Source organism: Cupriavidus sp. C3SS-1 (assembly GCF_057073755.1).
The window spans coordinates 1,309,287-1,326,677 of the sequence record NZ_CP172699.1 but is presented as its reverse complement, the minus strand read 5'-3'; the positions used below and the strand labels follow the sequence as shown (position 1 = coordinate 1,326,677).

Genomic DNA, 17,391 nt, shown 5'->3' with positions numbered 1-17,391 from the left:
TCAGTCTTCGTCCATACCCTGCATATCCGGCTCGCGCGGGCGGAACTCGATGCCGAGCAGCACGAGCAGTTCGAAGGCATCCGCGAGCAGGTGCTTCTGCCTGGGCAGGAGGCTGGCGTACGGCATGTCATAGATCGACTGGTGCGCCGCACGCTGGCCCTTCAGCCCCCGGTCCCGGGCGATGTCCGAAAGCAGCGCCGCAAAGCCCGACAAGTCCTGGGCTGAGAGCGCGGAATTCAGCACCCTGGCAATCACCTGGGGCGACGCGCCAGCCCAGCCGATCAGGTCGGCGTTCGAGGCTGAATTGGGAGGGTCATCGGAGATTTTCATGGGCTGTCTAACGGTCCGTGGCGCGGCTCCTTGAGCGCGAAGTGACGTAGCAATTACCCTACATGCGAGGGGTTCAACCAATTCACCGGCCATCAAGCGGCCTTACCGCCGGCATGACGGCGGCCCCGCTCAGCCATTGTGTTGCACCCATTGGCGCGCCCAGGCAATCATTGCCAGCCGCGCCTCCTCCGCCGTGGGATATGCGGCAGGCGGCCCACCACCTTCCAGCACAACGGCTCCCGCTTCCCAAATATCGCACACAGCCTTGAACCGGCCGGCACCCAGCGCGTGGCAAAACACGTGGACCATGAAGCCACGGTATTCGATGATATCGCTGGCCGCTTCAGGCAATGGCTCCGGGTCCAGCGCCGGCTCCTGCGCAGCGAGCACGGCTTCGGCCGCCCTTGCTCCCGCCTGCCGGCAGGCGCTTCTTGCCGCCCACGTAACGAGGCAAGCCAGCGCGGCGCCGGACAGCAAGCCCAGCCCAAACCAGCAAGCCCTGCTTTGACAATGCGCCATGGCAGCCCCCAGGGTAGGTAGAGCAACGCGCAGCGGCATTCCCGCCAGCATCTGGTTCAGGTTATACCAATGGCGGCAATACGGACGGCGCGATGGCATGTCAGCCACACCGGCACATTCTCGTCCGGACCGGATGACGCAGACACGCCGGACCTTTATACTGTACATCCATACAGTATCGCTAAGGGGCCCTGCCATGCCGCTCTATGAGTCCGACTCCGTCTTGCTGGAAGCGCACTATTTCGGTGACGATGCGGAGTTCATGCGCCTGAGTTGCGCGCAGATCAGCGTCGGCAACGGCGCCATCGTCGTGCAGGGCGTCGAGTTGCGGCACCTGCAAGGCTTGCGCTGGACGCCCGACTTCCTGTCGTTCGACGCCAGCGGCGATCACCACCGATACCCGGTCGGCCGCCCGGCCCTCATTGGTCCCGACCGCGCGCAGTTCGCGCTGCTCTGAAGGATCCGGCCGCTCAACGCTGGGCCGGTGGAAGCTGCGCGCTTGCATGCTACGATGCCTCGCAGACTCCGGGAGAGATCCATGGTCCAGAAGCGCTACCACGAACTGCCCGTCGTGGAACGGGACGCCTTTGAAGCCGCGTGTGGCCGGCACGGTTTTGTCGCTGAAGACTTTGAGGTGAGCGTGAAAGAAGATGCCGCCACTGCGCGCAGGATCATCAACGTAGGGCGTATTGTCGGCAGCCAGTTCGGGCAATACGCGACTGCGGATGGCATCGCATGGGTGGCCCTGTTCGAACGTGATCTAGCTGGCGATGCGTTTGGGTTTCCGTTGGCGGATTGAGCCGGGGCAGCGACTTCAACCGACACGCATCTGCCCCACGCAACTGACCTGAGCAACGTGGCGACGGTTGCGACAGATAAGCCGCCCAATCAAACCAGCATAGAGAAAAGCATATTCACCGCGGCGATCAGGTCCCACGAACGGCCGCTGTATGCGTCCGCGGCCAACAGGCCCACCACGCACACTGAGCGAGCCAGCGTCGTGTGATGCCCCAGCCAGCCCTGGCGCTCCGGGACGGGTACCAGCATATCGTCGGCATAAAACGACGAATTGACCTGCGACACCCGCACGAGATAGTTCCGGAACCGTTTAAAGGCGCCCATGTCGACCGCACCCGGGTCATTCCAGAAATCATCCAGAGGACCCTGGAAGGTCAAACCCGGTTTGGCATAGAAACAGCGCCCCAGCGCTATCACGGGGACGCGGTGAAACAGCGCCTGCAATCCGGTGGTAGAGTTGGCAGTCACCAGACCCATGCAGCGATGCAGAAGCGACGGCAGGTGCGCGTCATGGATGTAGAGCACCCGACCGGCGACGCCGAATCTTGCCGCGCAGGCGTCAATGGCAGCCGCGTAGTCCGTGTGCCCGCGATCCATCGGATGATGCTTGATCACCAGCAAGCTGTCCGCCGGCGCGCGCGCCGCAAAAGAGTGGATCGTCCACTCGATAAAGTCCCGCATGTGCCGCCACGGACTATGTACGCGGATCTGGCTATCGTTGTACACCTGCAGCGCGGCCAGAAAGAAATGCGGGTGATCGCTGCTCAGCAGGCGCTTGCGCAGGCCCTTCTCCTGCCAGTGATAACGCGTCTTCCGCCAAGCGGCCTTCACCCACTGGGACAGTTCGTGCCATCCGAAAGGTTTGTGATGCCGGTAGCACGGGTAGTGGCGAGCCCCTGCCATCCCTGCGGCAAAGTAGCCGAACGAGTACAAGGCCATGTTGCGGAAAGAGTGCGGAAACCTGCATGGCTTCGGCGGGCCGGGCACCCTGGGGATATCCGGGATCGCAAGCCGTCCCAGCGGCGAGTCTGCGTTGACGCCATCGCGCTCCAGCGTAATGTAGTCCGGACGGACATAGCCTTCCTCGAACGCCCAGAAAGCAATGCCCATCGACGCGGCCACCTGCGCGGCGCCGCGATGGTGGCGCCGGCACATGCCGAAGACCACCACTGCGTCGATGCGGCGATCGCCAAGCAGTTTGCGCAGGAAACTGCGCCAGGCCACCATTGGCTCGGCAAACCGGACGATGTCACCCTTGCGGTAGAACAAGTCGTCCCCGCCATTGAAGTTCACCTTGACGACCTGCCGCCCAGCTGCCAGCAGGTAATCACGCAGGCGCGCGAAAAACGGGCCGTTCGGACCCTGGAGAAGCAGGACGCGGCGATATTGCGCAATCTGCGCGAACGACGCCTCTGCAGGCAATGCTTCACTGCGCAACATATGGCTATCGGGCCCAATATCGCAACAATGGCTGCATGATTCGTCGCCACCAATTATTGCCGGCTGGTGGCCCTTCTGCCTTCCATGCCATGAGGTCGGCCACAGCCTGCTCCGCGCAAGCAAGGCCGGCTCCTTCATGGCGCGATATATAGCGGGGATACAAGATCAGTGTCCCCGCCACCAGCATGTCCAGCGATAGTGTTCGCTGCCGGCGTGGCGCGTGGCAGAGGTCTTCGGTCAGGCCCCAACCGGCATAGAAAGGCAAGCCATGCGTCGTCACGGGCTTGCCACGCAGCAAGGCCTCGAAACCAGCCAGCGAAGTCAGAACATGGACGCGGTCCACGGCTTCGATCAACTGGTGCATTGGGTAGCCGGGAACGATCTCATCGCACAAGGCGCGCAGCTCGGACTCCGTTGCCAGATTTCCCCGCAGGCCAGCCATCACATCCGGATGCGGCTTATAGAGAATGTAGGCATTGGGCTGGCGCTGGCGCACCGCCTCCAGCAACGCGCGATTGGTGGAAATGCGGACTGCACCGTAACGCAGCGAAGCGTCTGACTCGACCTGGCCCACGACCAGCACGACGTGGCTCGCCCCGGTTGGCCGTGCCCATGCGCCGCGCCCGACGTTGTACTTGGTGATTTCGGCGCGCACGATGGATTCACGCAACGCCGCAGCGCGCGCCAGCGTGTCGTGATCGAAACCGGCCTCGTTCAGCAGGGATTCGAGATCCGATGGCCGCGTCGCGTCGTAGTAAATGCCGCTTTGGTCAAACACCCATGACACGGGGCGAATCAATTGCGCCCCCAGACCCACGGAGCGCAGGAACCCGTCCTCGACTGTGATGACCGACAGGTCGGGCCTGTCAGCCGTGTCGATCGCCCTGCCCCAGCGCAAGATCGTTGCATGCCGCGGGACCTTTGCAAGCCTCCGATGGAAACGAATCTCGTGTCCTGCCAGGAACTGCCTCAGGAACGGGCGTTTCCAGCGCGAGAATCCGACCGCATGCAGCCGAGCGGCAAACTGCAGGCGCAAGCGCCGCTGCAACGCCAGGTGCGAGATGGCATCTTCCACCTCGCAGCGCTGGCCGGTATCCGGCAGCACGTAGCGGGTGTACCGGATCAAGGCCGCATAAACCAGCTGCTCGAGCGGCACGGCCGTTCGCCGCGATGGCGCCGGCATCTGGTCGCGGGTCAGGCCCCAGCCGGCATAGAACGGCATGCCGAAGGCGTAAACTGCCTTGCCATGCATCAGCGCCTCGAAGCCGACCTGCGAGGTCACGACGAACACCGCGCTGGCATCTCGAAGCAGCGGGACCACATGCACATCGTCGCGCAGCCGCAAGACTTGCGGATAGCCTCCGGCATCGAGAATCTGGCCGAGATATCCGCGCTTGCGCCCGAGGGCGACCTCGGGATGCTCCTTGACCACGACCTGGCACGCCGGATGGGCCTTCACCGCAGCGTCCAGCATGCGCCGGAAACTCGCGGCGCCCGCTTGCCCAAAGTGCACGGACGCATCGTCGACCGTCTGGTCGATGACAAGCAAATAGCCTTTCGCAGGCAATGCCTTTGGATCGGGAGCGTAGTTGTACTTGGACACGCCGGCGGCACGCCACTGCCCGATCAGGCGCTGCGCTCGTTCATGCTCGGCCGCGCCAAGCGGCATCGCAATCATTTCTTCGAGTCGTGACGGCCCTGAAGCATCGTAGTAGATGCCCAGGTCGTCCACCACCAGCGAGCAGCTTCGCGACTTTGCGCCGGGATGCACGGATCGCAGGAAGCCGTCTTCGAGGCACAAGTAGCGATCGATGCCGCGTGACTTCGCGTAGGCCTGCGCCCGGAGGGCGCTCGGCCGCCGTCCCCAGCCGGCAACGCCGTTCAGGCGGTGCGTCGCGCGCCTCAATGGATGCACCGCCACCACCTCTTCGCCGAGGAAGGTGGCAAGGTGTTCAATGCGGCGTATGCCTGCGGAAAGAATGCCTATGGCATTCTCAGACGGCTGGTTCATCGCTTCCCAGGTCGTGGATCTGCAGAATGCCGACCACGCGGCCTGCGTCATTGCGGACGACGAGCGCGCTGATGCGCTCGGCATGGATACGCGCTTCGGCGTCGGCGAAGCGTTCGTCGGGCGATGCCAGTTTCGGCTCCTTAGACATGATGTCGCGGGCCTGGATCGACTTGTAGTCGCAATCCGAATCGAAGGCGCGCCGGACGTCACCGTCCGTAATGACCCCGTGCAGCGATTCCCCATCCATCACCAGTGCCATGCCCAAACGCCCGCGGTTAATCACCTGCACAACATCGCGGAAGGAAGTGTCGAAGCCGCAAATCGGCAGGTTTTCCTTGTGCATCACGTCCGCGACGCGCGTCAGCAGGCGTCGGCCAAGGCTGCCACCGGGATGGAAGCGCGCGAAGTCTTCCGGCTGGAAGCCGCGATTTACCGACAGCACCACGGCGAGCGCATCACCCATGACCAAGGTTGCGGTGGTCGAGCTGGTCGGCGCAAGATTGTTGTTGCAGGCCTCACGGTCGACCGAAATATCGAGGACGACATCCGCGTGCCTTGCCAGGGTTGAACTGACCTTGCCCGTCATTGCGATGACGGGGTTCTTCTGGTGCTCCAGGAACGGCAGGATGCGAATCAGTTCCTCGGTTTCCCCGCTGTTGGAGATCATCAGCACCACGTCGATGGGCTTGATCATGCCGAGGTCGCCATGGAACGCCTCGCCCGGATGCACGGAAAATGCCGGCGTTCCGGTCGATGCCATGGTTGCGGCGATTTTCTTGCCCACCAGCCCGGACTTGCCCATGCCGACCAGCACGACGCGGCCACGCGCGTTCAGGATGATGTCGACCGCCTTGCCGAATCCGGCATCGATCCGGCCCGACATGCGGTCAAGCGCCTGGATTTCCTGCGCAACCACGTTACGAGCAAGTCTGATTGCATCTGTCATTTCTGCTCCCGTGTTCCGCACTGCCTTATCGTCCGAATCGGTTAGCTATGGCATCCACAAAAAACAAGCGCGGATGTCTAACAAGCTTTTTCAACTTTCTTGATACAACACCGCCCGTCTGTTTCGATTTCGATGAGGCATTCACCGAATTGCCGGCATTCGTGAGCCCACCAGATGTAGACTTCGGAGCAGCGGTATTTTCCGTCTTGGGAGCCACGATTCGCTTGACCGCACCAGCGCGTGCCTCCTTTCGATGAAGATAGTCCTCGAGCCTGTAGCGATCAAAGAGCAAACTGTTTTGAAGATCTACCGGCGATTTTCCGGCCACCGACGTCCACTCGAAGCCATCGACGCGAACAATGTCATACTTTATGTTCTCGGATATCGAAAGCTTGGCTTTATCGGTATGTGCGCGCTCCTTTCGTTCCCATTTGGCAAACGAATAGAAATCATTAATCAAATAAGAATATAATCTTATTACCTTATCCACATCTACAGGAAACAGCCCTTCCAGCTCCAACGCCAGATCCCCGCCCGATTTAACCAATCTGTTCAGGCCGTCGATTGCATAGAATGCCTTACCGAAATAGAAGACAGGCTTTCTGTAGGCCGCGGCCAACACCCCTACCCCACTATTTATCAATGTGACAGCGTCTGCCATCTCAAGAATGTCCCCGATATGATGTGCATCCACACACAGCGCCCCCTCGATCAGCGCCTTCTTGATTGTCAATGGATGGTTCTTGTAGATTACGCGCCAATCAGGTCCGAGAAGATACGGCAGCAACCTTATTTCGCTGACAAAATTCTCATATGACCCAATTTCTCCGCAAAAGAAATTTGTCGTAGTGTCACTGGGAGATTGAAAAGCCACAAAAAGAATCTTGATCTCTACCGACTCGCCGAACAATGTCCGCTTGAGATTCGCGCCGCCAATCAGTCCAGCCTGCGGTTCCAACGCAGCACCCGTCGTCTTGAGATTTTCAATGTATTCCACCGCAACCTGCCGATCTGATTCTTCCATCTCGACCGGCCACCTATCTTCTTGATATGACGCACTGTCCGCACAAAAACCACCATCGTCAATATAGATGGACCATGGCAATGCACCACGCTCAACCACAAATGTCCGAACTCCCAACTGCCTGCATCTTGCATAGATCGCGCGACGCATATCATTTGCATACGGATTATTAAATATCACACATTCGATAGTATATTTATCAATCAGCCTATCGAGATTTCTGACTTCTACATTCCTCTCCTCAATCAGCATTGGATTATCGAAATATTCGAATATTGATGCATTAAAAGAATGAGGATTCTTACTCAAAAACAGATGCGTCGGCCTTTTTGAACTCCACAACGGCGACGGCATAAATCGCCGATCCGAATACAGTTTTGAATTATGCTGAAATATCTTGTTGTTTCTCTCGCGAATGGTTGTCGACCTGTGCTCCGCAACGGGATGCCAGACATGAAATGCATAGATTCCCTTGTTAGCCAAAAGATCACCGAAGATTCGATACAGCGCACGCCACCCGCTCCATTGAACCTGATCGCGATAATTCCGCGTATCTAGTTTGTAAAAATCGCGCGGCTTGAACAACTCTGTTTTCCTAAGAAGCTTCAAAGCAAAATCAGAATCCTCAAAACCCCAACCCTCGAATGCCGGATCATGGCCTCCAACAAAAATTGCGTCACGACGACGGCATACAACATATGACGATGTGGGCGCGTGAAATTCGATATGCTCCGATTCCGGGTTATAGATCTCGGAAGTTAGATCCGCATAATCATCGTCCTCTAACGCAGCAACGCTTTTACGCTGCCGGACGCTTTCTTGCGTCAGATAGGAAACAGGGACGACAATGAATGGCCAGCCAGCCTTTTGAATCAACGACCTGATCTCGGTGTTTATCCAGACATAGAAATCAACATGGCTGACCAAGTCGACATCCTGGAAAACAAGATAGTCAGCCGAAGATTCAAGAGTCGCCACATTCCTGGCCTTCGAAGCGTTCCAGATCTCGCCGCGCGCATCCACAAAGATATACTTGAAGCCGTTCTCCCGGCATACACATTCAATCTCGATGCTTTCTGATTCCTTCGAACCGTAGTCAACGACGATGAACCCAAAATTCTTCGGAATATGGTATTCAGCACGCCAGCGCAGGCGTTCGATCACATCGTATTCTTCCCGCGATCGAACCGCGATGATGACGTCGACCGAGAAATCCCCTGCCGCTTCAACAACCATCTTGCTTCCCTTTTTTGTTTTTCACCCGATGGCCTTCAATGACTGTCGTCACAGACCAAGAACAACCTTCGCACTAATCGCAATCTGATAAAGAATCTGGAACACATCCTTCGCAAACTGCCGCGTCTTGAAGTCGATCTTCGGCAGAACCATGATCTCGTCGCCCGGGCGCACCGCATCATCCTTCTTGCCGTCCGAAAAGCTGCCGTCCCGATGAGCGATGATGACGCGGGAGGTATCGGCGTTTTGCGAGAACCCGCCGGCCTGCCTGATAAAGTCATCCAGGTCCATGCCCTTTTCATAGGCCACGGCGTTCGGAAAGAGCACTTCCCCGCTGATCAGCACCAGTCCGTCCTTAACCGGCACGCGCAGCACATCCCCATTCTCGAGAAGCAAGTCGTTGCGGACCGCGGATTTGGCGACGAGGGTCTGCCCGCTAGGCTCGATCTTCCTGGCGCGCTCCACCCACTGCAGTACCTGCGCCGCTTCTTCCTTGCGCAACTGGGCTTCCTCGACAGTGCCGGAACGCGCCGTCAGCACACTGGACTCCAGGCTTCTGAGCGTGGTCGCCAGCAACGTCTTCTGCCGCGCCTTGACGCTCTGACGGAACAACTGAATGCTCTCGGCGTCGGATTCCCGCGTGAACTCCACCTGGCTCAGCAGCTGGCCCATGCGGCTACCGTAGGGCAGCACATACTCCTGCGGCCCCGTATGCTCGCCTTCCACACGCACCGTGATCGTCCCTGGCCGCTTGTCAGCCGTGAATTCGATCTCGTCGCCGTCGCGCAGGTTGATCTGGTTGCCCTGCGAGATCGGGAAATACTCGATATTCCTGACCGTCCCGGTATTGCGCGTGACGCGCAAATTGGTCGCAGCGGGAAGCGGCTTCGCCAGACGCATGATCTGGTCAAGCCTGGCTTCTTCACCCGGGAACTCGAAGCGCCTGGCATTCTCCGCAAGCCCGCTGACCTTGATGGTTTTCTTGCGTGACTGAACGAAGATGACATCCCCGTTGTTCAATTGCCGTGACGTCAGGTCGCCCTTCAGCAGAAAATCGTAGAGATTCACGATATCCAGCGTCTGGTTGCCTCGCTTGATCGCAACATCAAGGAAGGAGCCGCGATCGGGATCAATGCCGCCGGCTTGATCCAGGTAACGCAGCACGCTATCGCCGGAATTTCCGGCGTACATGCCTGGCCGGCGCACCGCACCCGTCACGTAGACGCGCACGGGTTGCGCCGCCAGCAAGCTGGCATAGATCGACACCTTGCTGGCAAATACCCGGCGCAGTGCATCACCGATCGCCTTCTGCAAGTTTCCGTTGGTAGTGCCTTGCACGCGGAAGGGTCCTACCTCGGGCAGCAGGATGTTCCCGCCCGCATCGACGGTCAGTACCGTATCAACGTTGTATCCATTCCAGATGCGCAATTGAACGCGATCCCCAACGGAAATCACATGGCCAGGATTGAAGACCGACGCACTGTCGCGGCTGAACGCTCCCGTGAACAGTTGGGCGCCAAAGGCGTCGCTGTCCATGTTCGCCGAGTAATCATTATTCTGCGGCGCAGTGACCGGAAGCGGCTGATCCGTGTGCGCCGGCACGGCCGCCGCATTCGTATTGGCGGGAACCGACGAAATGTTGGTAGCTGGAAGGAAGTTCCCCTGGGCCGCCTGGACGGCAAAGTCCGGCTGGCTCATGGCCGCAAGCTGCGCGGTACGCATGCTGGACTGAGCCACGGCGCCATGATTGCACGAAAGGCCCATAAGAATGAATAGGGCAAGAAATCGGCGACACATGTTCAGTCTCGGTGATCGCGAATAATGGCGCTCAGCAGTTGCACGAGACCGGCCAGCATTGCGGTCACCAGCACGAACACCACGATGTTGTAGACGCGCCGCGGCTGGAGGGGATACTCCGGCAGAGTCGGGCTCTGCACCACCGCAACATTCTTGAGCTTGCGCGTCGCATCGATACGCGCCTTCTCCAGCGCGCCAAGCGCCGTTTTGTAGATGTCGAAGGCGAACTCGGCCGCCGCCTGCAGGCGGTCATGCTCTTCAACCACCTTGTTCAGCCCCTTACCCTTGCTGGAAACCATGCGCCCGCGCTGCGCTGCGATCTGCCGTTCCACGGCGGCGATCTGTGCGTCCAGTTGCTGGATCGCCGGAGATTGCGGCGTAAAGACGTCCATCAAGGCATTGCGCTTGACGTTCAGCTCGGTCAGCGTGCCCTCGGCATTAGCCACCACCGAAGAAAGGCTTTCCACCTCTGCACGCGGCGATACCAGTCCATTGGCATTCTCGAAGCCCAGTAGCGCCTGGCGTGCAGCCTTGAGACGCTCACCCTGCGCGCGCGCCTGCTTTTCAATGTAGACGACCTGCTCGCTTGCGATGCGATGCGTCACCTCGTTCATGAATCGCTCGCCCTCGCTGACCAGTTCGCATGCGATCGCGTGCGCCATCTCCGCCGTGTAGGCTTCGGCACGAATCTGCAGAACGTGCGAGAAGTCGTCGTACTCGACGCTGACGCGCCGCAGGTAATAGTCATGGAAGCGCTCCATCGAGGCATCCTTGAACCACAGCCTGGACAGCGGGTCCCTGTGAGAGTCGGCGTAATGCGACCGCAGAGGGAGCCTGGCCTCGAGCTTCCTGAGCATGTCGACGGACTGCAGGTAGTCCCTTAACAGCAACAGGTCCTGCGGCGCAGTATTGCCCAGCAGCAGTGACGAGAAATCACTGGCGTTGCTGCCCACACCATCACTGCGCTCCACTACCACGCGAGCTTCGGACACATAAAGATCAGAGGCAATCAAGCCCCAGTAGACAACGGCGGCCATGCATAGCCCCGCCGCGACCTGCCATACAAGGTTCAGCGCACGAAAGCGGCGGAGTCTTGCCGCGCTACCCAACTTCAACGTCTCGATCATGCTGCAATGCTTTCCCTGTATGCACGCAGGGCATCGTCAACCGAATCAAAGAAAGTTGCGTGTCCGCGGTGCAGCCATAGCGCCGACTGACAAAAATTTCGCAGCGTGGATTCACTGTGAGACACCATCACCAGCCCTGCCCTGCCGGCCAGATCTTCAAATGCCTTTTGGGACTTTCGCTTGAAGGCCGCATCACCGACTGCAGTCAGTTCGTCGACGAGATAGGTATCGAAATCGAATGCCATCGACATGGCGAAAGCGAGCCTGGAACGCATGCCGGATGAATAGGTTTTCACCGGTTCGTCGAAGGCGTCGTGCAAATCGGAGAACGCTTGCACAAACTCCACCTTTTCGGCCAGATCGCGATCGACGCCATGGATCCTGCAGACAAACTTGGTGTTCTGCCTGCCACTGAGCGAGCCCTGCAAACCACCGGACAGGCCGAGGGGCCACGACACACGGCAATTTCGGATAATGCGGCCGCTGCTGGGTTGATCGATGCCGCCCACCAGCCTCAGTAGCGTGGATTTTCCTGCGCCATTTGCACCAATCAAGGCGAGCCGGCTGCGCGCGGGAATATTGATCGTCACGCCATGCAGCACCCACTTCGAACCATGGCTGGTGCGATAGCGCTTATGGATATCGCGTATCTCGATCATTGCGAAGCCAATCTGGCCGAGAAGCGCAGATGCAGCGCCAGGCCCAGGAACGTTGCCGTCAGGGCACAAAAGCCCAGGTAGCCCAGGCTGACATGCTCATCGCCCCGATACGCGGCAAAGTAACCGGCCCTCATGGACTCCAGCCCATGCACGATCGGATTGGCTAGCACGGCATTACGCATGCCAACAGGCAAGCCGGAAACCGGGTACATGACGGCTGAAAGAAAATACAGGGGCGTAAAGGTAAGACGGATGAGCTTGCCCGCTTCCGGAAGCAGTGTTCCCACTACGGAGGAGCTGAGCCCGAGGCCCAACCCCAGCGCCCACAACAGGAAAACTGCGCAAGCGACGAGAAGGGGGTTGCTCGGCAGCACATCGATGTGGAACAGCGCCAGGGCCCCGAGCAGCACTGCACCGACAATCAAGCCGAGAAAAGCCTCCAGCGCGGAACGTACCAGCACAGTGTCCACGGGCCTGACCTGGCGATAGGCAAACAGCGCCTGATTCGCATTGATGGATTCCATGCAACGGCCCGCCACATTGCGCACCAGAAAGAACCCCCACACGCCAACCAGAATGAACACCTCCATGTTTGCATCCGGCCTGGACTGATGCCGGATGACACCCAGCACAACCATCAGGAAAACGATGTGTGTGGCAGGCTCGAGCAAGATCCATAACCAGGCAGCACGCCTTTCCGCAAGCCGGGCGCCCGCCTCCCGCAGGAACAGCGCTTCCCATACCGACACCGCGACGAAGAGGTCGGACCGGACGGTCGTCCGGGTCATTGCGTGTAGCCCGGGCCGTCGAATCCGAAGACGAACGCCCACCGGCTTGCGCCACAAACATTGCGCAGGAGAACTGCTCCGGGACTGCAACGGGCACACACAACGGAATTGCGAAATAGGGTCATGAAGGAAAGCAAACACGCAGTATTGAACAGAAAAGACTAGCGTCGGATCGGCTACGGATCCATGACACGAAGCAAAGATGCAGTGACTGGCAAAGATTAGCGGCGGATCGGTTGCTGCCAGATAGGAGGAATCCGAAACTCTGTGACGACGTGCTTACCGTATCAAATAGGTGCACGCCAACCGGTGTCAGCGCCGTGGATTCCCGGCGCGGAGCCGGGTGGACGACATTTCGTCAACCTTGGGCCGTCCCACTTGCCACGGCACGTGCGTGCGCTGGGCGCTGAATTCACCGAACAGATCGGGCCTAAAGGTTCGGCCATGGCAGCAGAGGAAAAGCGCAAGCTCGGCACCTTCATGGAAGACCTGGCTGCTGCATCCCGAACTCGGTTCAGACGGGCTCGAAGGGATCAGGTAGGCGCTGCGCCGCGCGAATGTAGTGGTGTGCAGCCACCCGTATTGCCCCGGACGCGCACCCGCGCTACAAGACGATCCAGAAAGTATTGCGGGCGCGTCGCGCACGCATGAAGTTTTCCGCTGCGCACTGAGCACGGGGGGGAGAATCAAAACCCGGCCGCTGGTTTTCTAATTGGAATGGCGTCGCACCACCCTGCGCCACAAACGAAAAACGAATTCAGATCGGGACCAAAAAGAGGCAAGCTCCCCGTTTTGCGTGCCCCTAGCGAGACGCGAACAAGCTCATGAAAGCTCCTTGAGCGAACCATTCCGATCGTCATAGCAAGCGGACAAACACTCACTCACGAGTGCTTGCATTCGACCTTCTCTTTGTAGTCACCGTTGCTTTTCCACCCGCGTTCGATCATGCAGGGGCCTTCGCGGTACTTCTGCTTCTGCTCATAGCCAGGAGGACCGCCCTTGCATTTGCGCTCCTCCTTGTACCCGCCATCTCGCTTTTGCTCGCGCTCGACCTTGCAGGGGCCGCTACGGAATTTTTCTTTGTAGTCGGCGCCGTCGGCGCGTGCAACTGGCGAGGCCAGTACGCAAGAGAGAACTAGCGACAGAGCGGCGATTGGGATTCGGGACATGAGGCAGTTGTGTTGCATTGAGAGGGCCAGAATAGCGACACCGACCTTGAACTTCTGTATCAAAGCGTTACGGCAACGCCCCTTCCTGGAACTCTCCCTGCGGCCCCTACCAAGCCACAACGCTGACCTCCACCTGGTCAAATCGTCGGGTACTCGCGGACTCCGACACCGGCCGCCCTCCGGGCGGGTTCGTGTAAGCTTTCGCCTGCATGACGCCCTCCCCGAATAGAGCGCGAGGCCAACGCGCCACCGAGCTGATGAAAACCACAACCCGCCCGAACGGCGGGCTGCCCCTCCCAACCATGAATAGCAGACAACGCCGCACGGCATGCCGCGCGAGCCTGTACAAGCCCGGCACCAGTTGGATATTTCGCGGCAAGCGCCTGACCGTTACCCGCGTCGTGAGTCCAACCGAGGTGCGCGTGGAATGGCCAGATGGGGCCCGCACCTACGTGTCCACCAGAGTGCTTGACGTAAGCGGCCGGCGCGCGTGACGGATTCAGGCAACCATCACAAGGGGCTCTTCAACGCAGCAAGAAAACCGTGATGACGCCGAGTGCGAGCAGGATTAAAGCGACCCCGGAGATGCGTTCGAGCCAGGGCAGAGTCCGTGCGAAGCGACGCGGCACTTCCTGGTGGCCGATCAAGACGGCAATCACCACGTCCCATAGCAGCACGACACTGAACATCCACGTGCCGTAGAGCGTCTTCCATCCTGCACTGGCGTGAGGGCCTGTCAGCATCGCCGCCAGGCTGGCATAGAACAAGGCATTTTTCGGGTTGAGGATACCAGAGAGAAAACCCATGCCGGCGGCCCGCCGCCAAGCGTCGAGTGGATGCGTGGGCAGATTGTCCCGGCCTCCGGATGCTGCCATATTGATGTCATTGCAGCCGGCATAGCGTACAAATAGCACGCCGAGATAGAGTAAATAGGCGCAACCAGCCAGTTGCACGACGACGAACAATGTCGTGTCCGGCCGCAACGCGGCGGTGCCAGCAAAGGCAGCGGCGATGAACAACCCATTGGCAATGGCGATGCCCAGGCAGGCGCCGCTGGCGACGCGCCAGCCGGCGGACAAGGACGTTCGGGCGATCAGAAAGAAATCCGGGCCGGGAGAAAGCAGCGCCAGGAAATGCGCTGCGGCGATCATCAGGAACTGCTGCATTTAAGGTACACACACGAGTTTTTTTCGCAGTGTGCCCGGCGCCGCGCGTTCTGTATTGAAGGAAATTGCAGTCGTACCGTTTCCGACGCTAAGCGCCGAAGCATCCCGGTGTGACGCCTGCATACGCCTTGAACACGCGCTGGAAATGCGCTTGATCGGCAAAGCCGAGGTGCTGGGCCACGTCCGAGATGCGGTCTCCACCCCGGATCCGCTCCCTGGCGAGGTTGATGCGCTGGTTCAGTTGCCAGGCATGCGGTGTCATGCCGGTGACAGCACGGAAAGCGCGGATCAACTGGTAGCGACTCATGCCAGCCAGCTGCGCCAGTTCGTCCAGAGCAATGCCGGAGGCAGGCGCGATGTGAAGGCAATCCAGAGCCGGCCGGATTTGCCCGGCCAGGTTCGACGGAACGCCAGGCGCCTCGATGCGCACGCCCTGCCTTGTGTCGCAGTCGCCGATGAACTCGATCAACGCTGCCTCCTTGTCGCACGGGCGGACCTCGGAGAACAGCAACGCGTTGAGCTGGCAGAAGCGCGCGTAGGCCGATGCGTCGGTCACAACCCGTATCGGCTCGGCATCCAACGGACTGGCCTGCGCATACTCCCTCCGGACGTCCAGGAACCAGGCCGCGTCCAGATGCAGCATCTGGTAGCTCCAGGCGGTGTCGGGAGACGGGTTGCAGGCATGCACGCGCGCCGCAGGCACGAATACGAGCATGCCGGGATGCAGCGCGACCGGACCGTCGGGGGTGCCGGTGAAAACGCTACTGCCTTCATCGACGGCGCCGATGGAAAAGGTCGGATGGTGGTGCGGCTTGTAGCAGGCTCGGCTATGACAGGCGCGGCGGCTCTCGACAAAGGGCAGGGCCGGGTCGCGCCAGAACGCTTGGGTTGGATCCCTGCGCAGCGCCGCACGAAAAGGCGAATGGGCTGACATTCAGTGCGCTTCGGCGTTGATTGAATCGCATTCCAGAAGATGCTCAATGTGCAGATGCTACTCTGCGCAGAAGCTTCACGGCAAGAATTGCGCCGGGTGCCAACGGCGCTTGATAGCGCCAAGGCCGGCAAGATAAAGGCAATGGCGCCGGTGATCTGCACGCATACCAGGAATCGGTACGTACAGCGGCGCAGAGACCGCTTGTAAGAGAGCCAGCGAGCGCGGCAGCGGTATGAGAAACATTGCGCGGAAGGCGACAAGAGACACTCGCCCTCAAATGAGACAAAAGGCCTGACAGGTAAAACCTGTCAGGCCTTTTATTTACTGGTCGGGGCGAGAGGATTTGAACCTCCGACCACCTGCACCCCATGCAGGTACGCTACCAGGCTGCGCTACGCCCCGAAGAAAAAGATTATAGCAGACGCATTTCGCGGATGACCAGCGGTTCCACTGAAATTTATGACCGCCGCGCGATCTGCTGAAGTTGCGCAAGCAGGTGCTGCACCTCGACGAGTTCACTACGCAAATTGGCAATATCCACCGATGGCACTGCGGTCTCGGCCGCAGCTTGCGCAGGCAATTCCTCCTGCTCCAGACTCGCCTGGTGATGAACGTGCCGGCCCTCGTCGAGACGATTGCGCGCACCGTTGATCGTGAAGCCCTGCTCGTACAGCAACTCGCGAATGCGCCGGATCAGCAGGACTTCGTGGTGCTGGTAGTAGCGTCGGTTGCCACGGCGCTTGACTGGCTTGAGCTGGGTGAATTCCTGCTCCCAGTAGCGCAGCACGTGCGGTTTGACCGCGCACAGTTCGCTGACCTCGCCAATGGTGAAGTAGCGCTTGGCTGGGATGGGCGGCAGCGCTACGCGCTCGCTGGATTTGTCCGACATGAGTGGTGGTGACAGGCGTCAGGCCATGCCGGCTAGTTTGAGGTTGGCACGCCGATCAGCGCGCCATGAAGCATACAGACGCCCGCTGCGGCAAGCAATCCGCCGTTCGGGTGGTGTCTCCGATTAACCGGGAACGCTCAAACCGGCGCGCTCTTCTACCTGGCTCTTGAGCTTCTGGCTGGCGTGGAACGTCACCACGCGACGTGCGGTGATGGGAATCACCTCGCCGGTCTTGGGATTGCGACCTGGTCGCTGCGGCTTGTCGCGCAACTGGAAGTTACCGAAACCGGACAGCTTGACGCTGTCGCCCTGCTCCAGCGCTTCACGAATAACGTCGAAGAAAGCTTCGACCATGTCCTTCGATTCGCGCTTGTTCAGGCCCACCTGGTCGAACAGCATCTCGGCAAGTTCGGCCTTGGTCAGTGTCGGCACTTCCGTGCCACGGATGTCCGGCATGGAATCGTCGTCGCGGGAGGAACCCTGCCGGTCGCTCATCTCGCCCAAAGCTGCTGCGGTCATGGAGTTCGCGTCTCGATCTGTCATGTCGATCGCTCAAGG

The 17,391-nt window shown here is 59.7% G+C and carries 17 protein-coding genes and 1 tRNA gene; 2 read left to right on the top strand and 16 right to left on the bottom strand.

What is annotated here, in order from left to right; translation table 11 throughout:
- Together ACIGJC_RS06205 and ACIGJC_RS06200 are read right to left on the bottom strand one after the other, a co-directional pair.
- Entirely contained in the window at positions 1–330 is a 330-nt protein-coding gene (locus ACIGJC_RS06205; RefSeq protein WP_483711140.1) for a hypothetical protein, read from the bottom strand.
- 129 nt (positions 331–459) lie between these two features.
- Complete coding sequence (locus ACIGJC_RS06200; RefSeq protein ID WP_483711139.1) at positions 460–720, bottom strand: hypothetical protein; 261 nt, start codon at positions 718–720, stop codon at positions 460–462.
- Positions 721–1,045: 325 nt separating this feature from the next.
- Here ACIGJC_RS06200 and ACIGJC_RS06195 point away from each other — a divergent pair, with 325 nt between their 5' ends.
- Positions 1,046–1,306: a hypothetical protein gene (locus ACIGJC_RS06195; protein ID WP_483711138.1), complete on the top strand. Its 261-nt coding sequence runs from the start codon at positions 1,046–1,048 to the stop codon at positions 1,304–1,306.
- 81 nt (positions 1,307–1,387) lie between these two features.
- Positions 1,388–1,648: a hypothetical protein gene (locus ACIGJC_RS06190; protein WP_483711137.1), complete on the top strand. Its 261-nt coding sequence runs from the start codon at positions 1,388–1,390 to the stop codon at positions 1,646–1,648.
- Between the two features lie 89 nt (positions 1,649–1,737).
- Here the strand turns inward: ACIGJC_RS06190 and ACIGJC_RS06185 are convergent, their stop codons facing one another.
- From ACIGJC_RS06185 to ACIGJC_RS06120, 14 genes are all read right to left on the bottom strand, one after another.
- Positions 1,738–3,087 (bottom strand): capsule biosynthesis protein, encoded by a 1,350-nt coding sequence (locus tag ACIGJC_RS06185; protein WP_483711136.1) that lies wholly within the window; start codon positions 3,085–3,087, stop codon positions 1,738–1,740.
- A 4-nt stretch (positions 3,088–3,091) separates the two neighbouring features.
- On the bottom strand, positions 3,092–5,098 hold the full coding sequence (locus ACIGJC_RS06180) for a capsular polysaccharide biosynthesis protein (RefSeq protein WP_483711135.1): 2,007 nt from the start codon (positions 5,096–5,098) through the stop codon (positions 3,092–3,094).
- Positions 5,082–6,044, bottom strand: coding sequence for a KpsF/GutQ family sugar-phosphate isomerase (locus ACIGJC_RS06175; protein WP_483711134.1), 963 nt, complete (start codon positions 6,042–6,044; stop codon positions 5,082–5,084). Before ACIGJC_RS06175 ends, ACIGJC_RS06180 begins: the two co-directional genes overlap by 17 nt.
- A 25-nt stretch (positions 6,045–6,069) precedes the next feature.
- Positions 6,070–8,304 carry a capsular polysaccharide export protein, LipB/KpsS family gene (locus ACIGJC_RS06170; RefSeq protein WP_483711133.1) on the bottom strand — a complete coding sequence of 745 codons (2,235 nt, stop codon included), beginning with the start codon at positions 8,302–8,304 and terminating at the stop codon, positions 6,070–6,072.
- A gap of 48 nt (positions 8,305–8,352) precedes the next feature.
- A complete protein-coding gene (locus ACIGJC_RS06165; protein ID WP_483711132.1) occupies positions 8,353–10,026 on the bottom strand; it encodes a polysaccharide biosynthesis/export family protein in 1,674 nt (557 codons plus the stop codon).
- A 77-nt stretch (positions 10,027–10,103) separates the two neighbouring features.
- Complete coding sequence (locus ACIGJC_RS06160) at positions 10,104–11,228, bottom strand: KpsE/RkpR family capsule polysaccharide export protein (RefSeq protein WP_483711131.1); 1,125 nt, start codon at positions 11,226–11,228, stop codon at positions 10,104–10,106.
- On the bottom strand, positions 11,225–11,887 hold the full coding sequence (locus ACIGJC_RS06155; RefSeq protein WP_483711130.1) for an ABC transporter ATP-binding protein: 663 nt from the start codon (positions 11,885–11,887) through the stop codon (positions 11,225–11,227). The genes ACIGJC_RS06160 and ACIGJC_RS06155 overlap by 4 nt, the downstream gene beginning before the upstream one ends.
- Positions 11,884–12,675 (bottom strand): ABC transporter permease, encoded by a 792-nt coding sequence (locus ACIGJC_RS06150; RefSeq protein ID WP_483711129.1) that lies wholly within the window; start codon positions 12,673–12,675, stop codon positions 11,884–11,886. Before ACIGJC_RS06150 ends, ACIGJC_RS06155 begins: the two co-directional genes overlap by 4 nt.
- An 881-nt stretch (positions 12,676–13,556) precedes the next feature.
- Positions 13,557–13,844, bottom strand: a complete 288-nt coding sequence (locus ACIGJC_RS06145; protein WP_483711128.1) for a hypothetical protein — start codon at positions 13,842–13,844, stop codon at positions 13,557–13,559.
- Between the two features lie 524 nt (positions 13,845–14,368).
- Complete coding sequence (locus tag ACIGJC_RS06140) at positions 14,369–15,010, bottom strand: LysE family translocator (RefSeq protein ID WP_483711127.1); 642 nt, start codon at positions 15,008–15,010, stop codon at positions 14,369–14,371.
- Positions 15,011–15,098: 88 nt separating this feature from the next.
- A complete protein-coding gene (locus ACIGJC_RS06135) occupies positions 15,099–15,944 on the bottom strand; it encodes a helix-turn-helix transcriptional regulator (protein ID WP_483711126.1) in 846 nt (281 codons plus the stop codon).
- Between the two features lie 325 nt (positions 15,945–16,269).
- Positions 16,270–16,346, bottom strand: a tRNA-Pro gene (locus tag ACIGJC_RS06130).
- A gap of 55 nt (positions 16,347–16,401) precedes the next feature.
- The gene (locus ACIGJC_RS06125; protein ID WP_483711125.1) at positions 16,402–16,833 is read right to left on the bottom strand and encodes a MerR family transcriptional regulator; all 432 of its coding nucleotides are present in this window, start codon (positions 16,831–16,833) and stop codon (positions 16,402–16,404) included.
- Positions 16,834–16,956: 123 nt separating this feature from the next.
- Positions 16,957–17,376, bottom strand: a complete 420-nt coding sequence (locus tag ACIGJC_RS06120) for an integration host factor subunit alpha (protein WP_483711124.1) — start codon at positions 17,374–17,376, stop codon at positions 16,957–16,959.
- Between the last annotated feature and the right edge of the window lie 15 nt (positions 17,377–17,391).

Coding starts and splice junctions, on each gene's coding strand:
- ACIGJC_RS06205 (WP_483711140.1), bottom strand. CDS start 330: ATGAAAATCTCCGATGACCCTCCCAATTCAGCCTCGAACGCCGACCTG.
- ACIGJC_RS06195 (WP_483711138.1), top strand. CDS start 1,046: ATGCCGCTCTATGAGTCCGACTCCGTCTTGCTGGAAGCGCACTATTTC.
- ACIGJC_RS06190 (WP_483711137.1), top strand. CDS start 1,388: ATGGTCCAGAAGCGCTACCACGAACTGCCCGTCGTGGAACGGGACGCC.
- ACIGJC_RS06185 (WP_483711136.1), bottom strand. CDS start 3,087: ATGTTGCGCAGTGAAGCATTGCCTGCAGAGGCGTCGTTCGCGCAGATT.
- ACIGJC_RS06180 (WP_483711135.1), bottom strand. CDS start 5,098: ATGAACCAGCCGTCTGAGAATGCCATAGGCATTCTTTCCGCAGGCATA.
- ACIGJC_RS06175 (WP_483711134.1), bottom strand. CDS start 6,044: ATGACAGATGCAATCAGACTTGCTCGTAACGTGGTTGCGCAGGAAATC.
- ACIGJC_RS06170 (WP_483711133.1), bottom strand. CDS start 8,304: ATGGTTGTTGAAGCGGCAGGGGATTTCTCGGTCGACGTCATCATCGCG.
- ACIGJC_RS06165 (WP_483711132.1), bottom strand. CDS start 10,026: ATGCGTACCGCGCAGCTTGCGGCCATGAGCCAGCCGGACTTTGCCGTC.
- ACIGJC_RS06160 (WP_483711131.1), bottom strand. CDS start 11,228: ATGATCGAGACGTTGAAGTTGGGTAGCGCGGCAAGACTCCGCCGCTTT.
- ACIGJC_RS06155 (WP_483711130.1), bottom strand. CDS start 11,887: ATGATCGAGATACGCGATATCCATAAGCGCTATCGCACCAGCCATGGT.
- ACIGJC_RS06150 (WP_483711129.1), bottom strand. CDS start 12,675: ATGACCCGGACGACCGTCCGGTCCGACCTCTTCGTCGCGGTGTCGGTA.
- ACIGJC_RS06145 (WP_483711128.1), bottom strand. CDS start 13,844: ATGTCCCGAATCCCAATCGCCGCTCTGTCGCTAGTTCTCTCTTGCGTA.
- ACIGJC_RS06140 (WP_483711127.1), bottom strand. CDS start 15,010: ATGCAGCAGTTCCTGATGATCGCCGCAGCGCATTTCCTGGCGCTGCTT.
- ACIGJC_RS06135 (WP_483711126.1), bottom strand. CDS start 15,944: ATGTCAGCCCATTCGCCTTTTCGTGCGGCGCTGCGCAGGGATCCAACC.
- ACIGJC_RS06125 (WP_483711125.1), bottom strand. CDS start 16,833: ATGTCGGACAAATCCAGCGAGCGCGTAGCGCTGCCGCCCATCCCAGCC.
- ACIGJC_RS06120 (WP_483711124.1), bottom strand. CDS start 17,376: ATGACAGATCGAGACGCGAACTCCATGACCGCAGCAGCTTTGGGCGAG.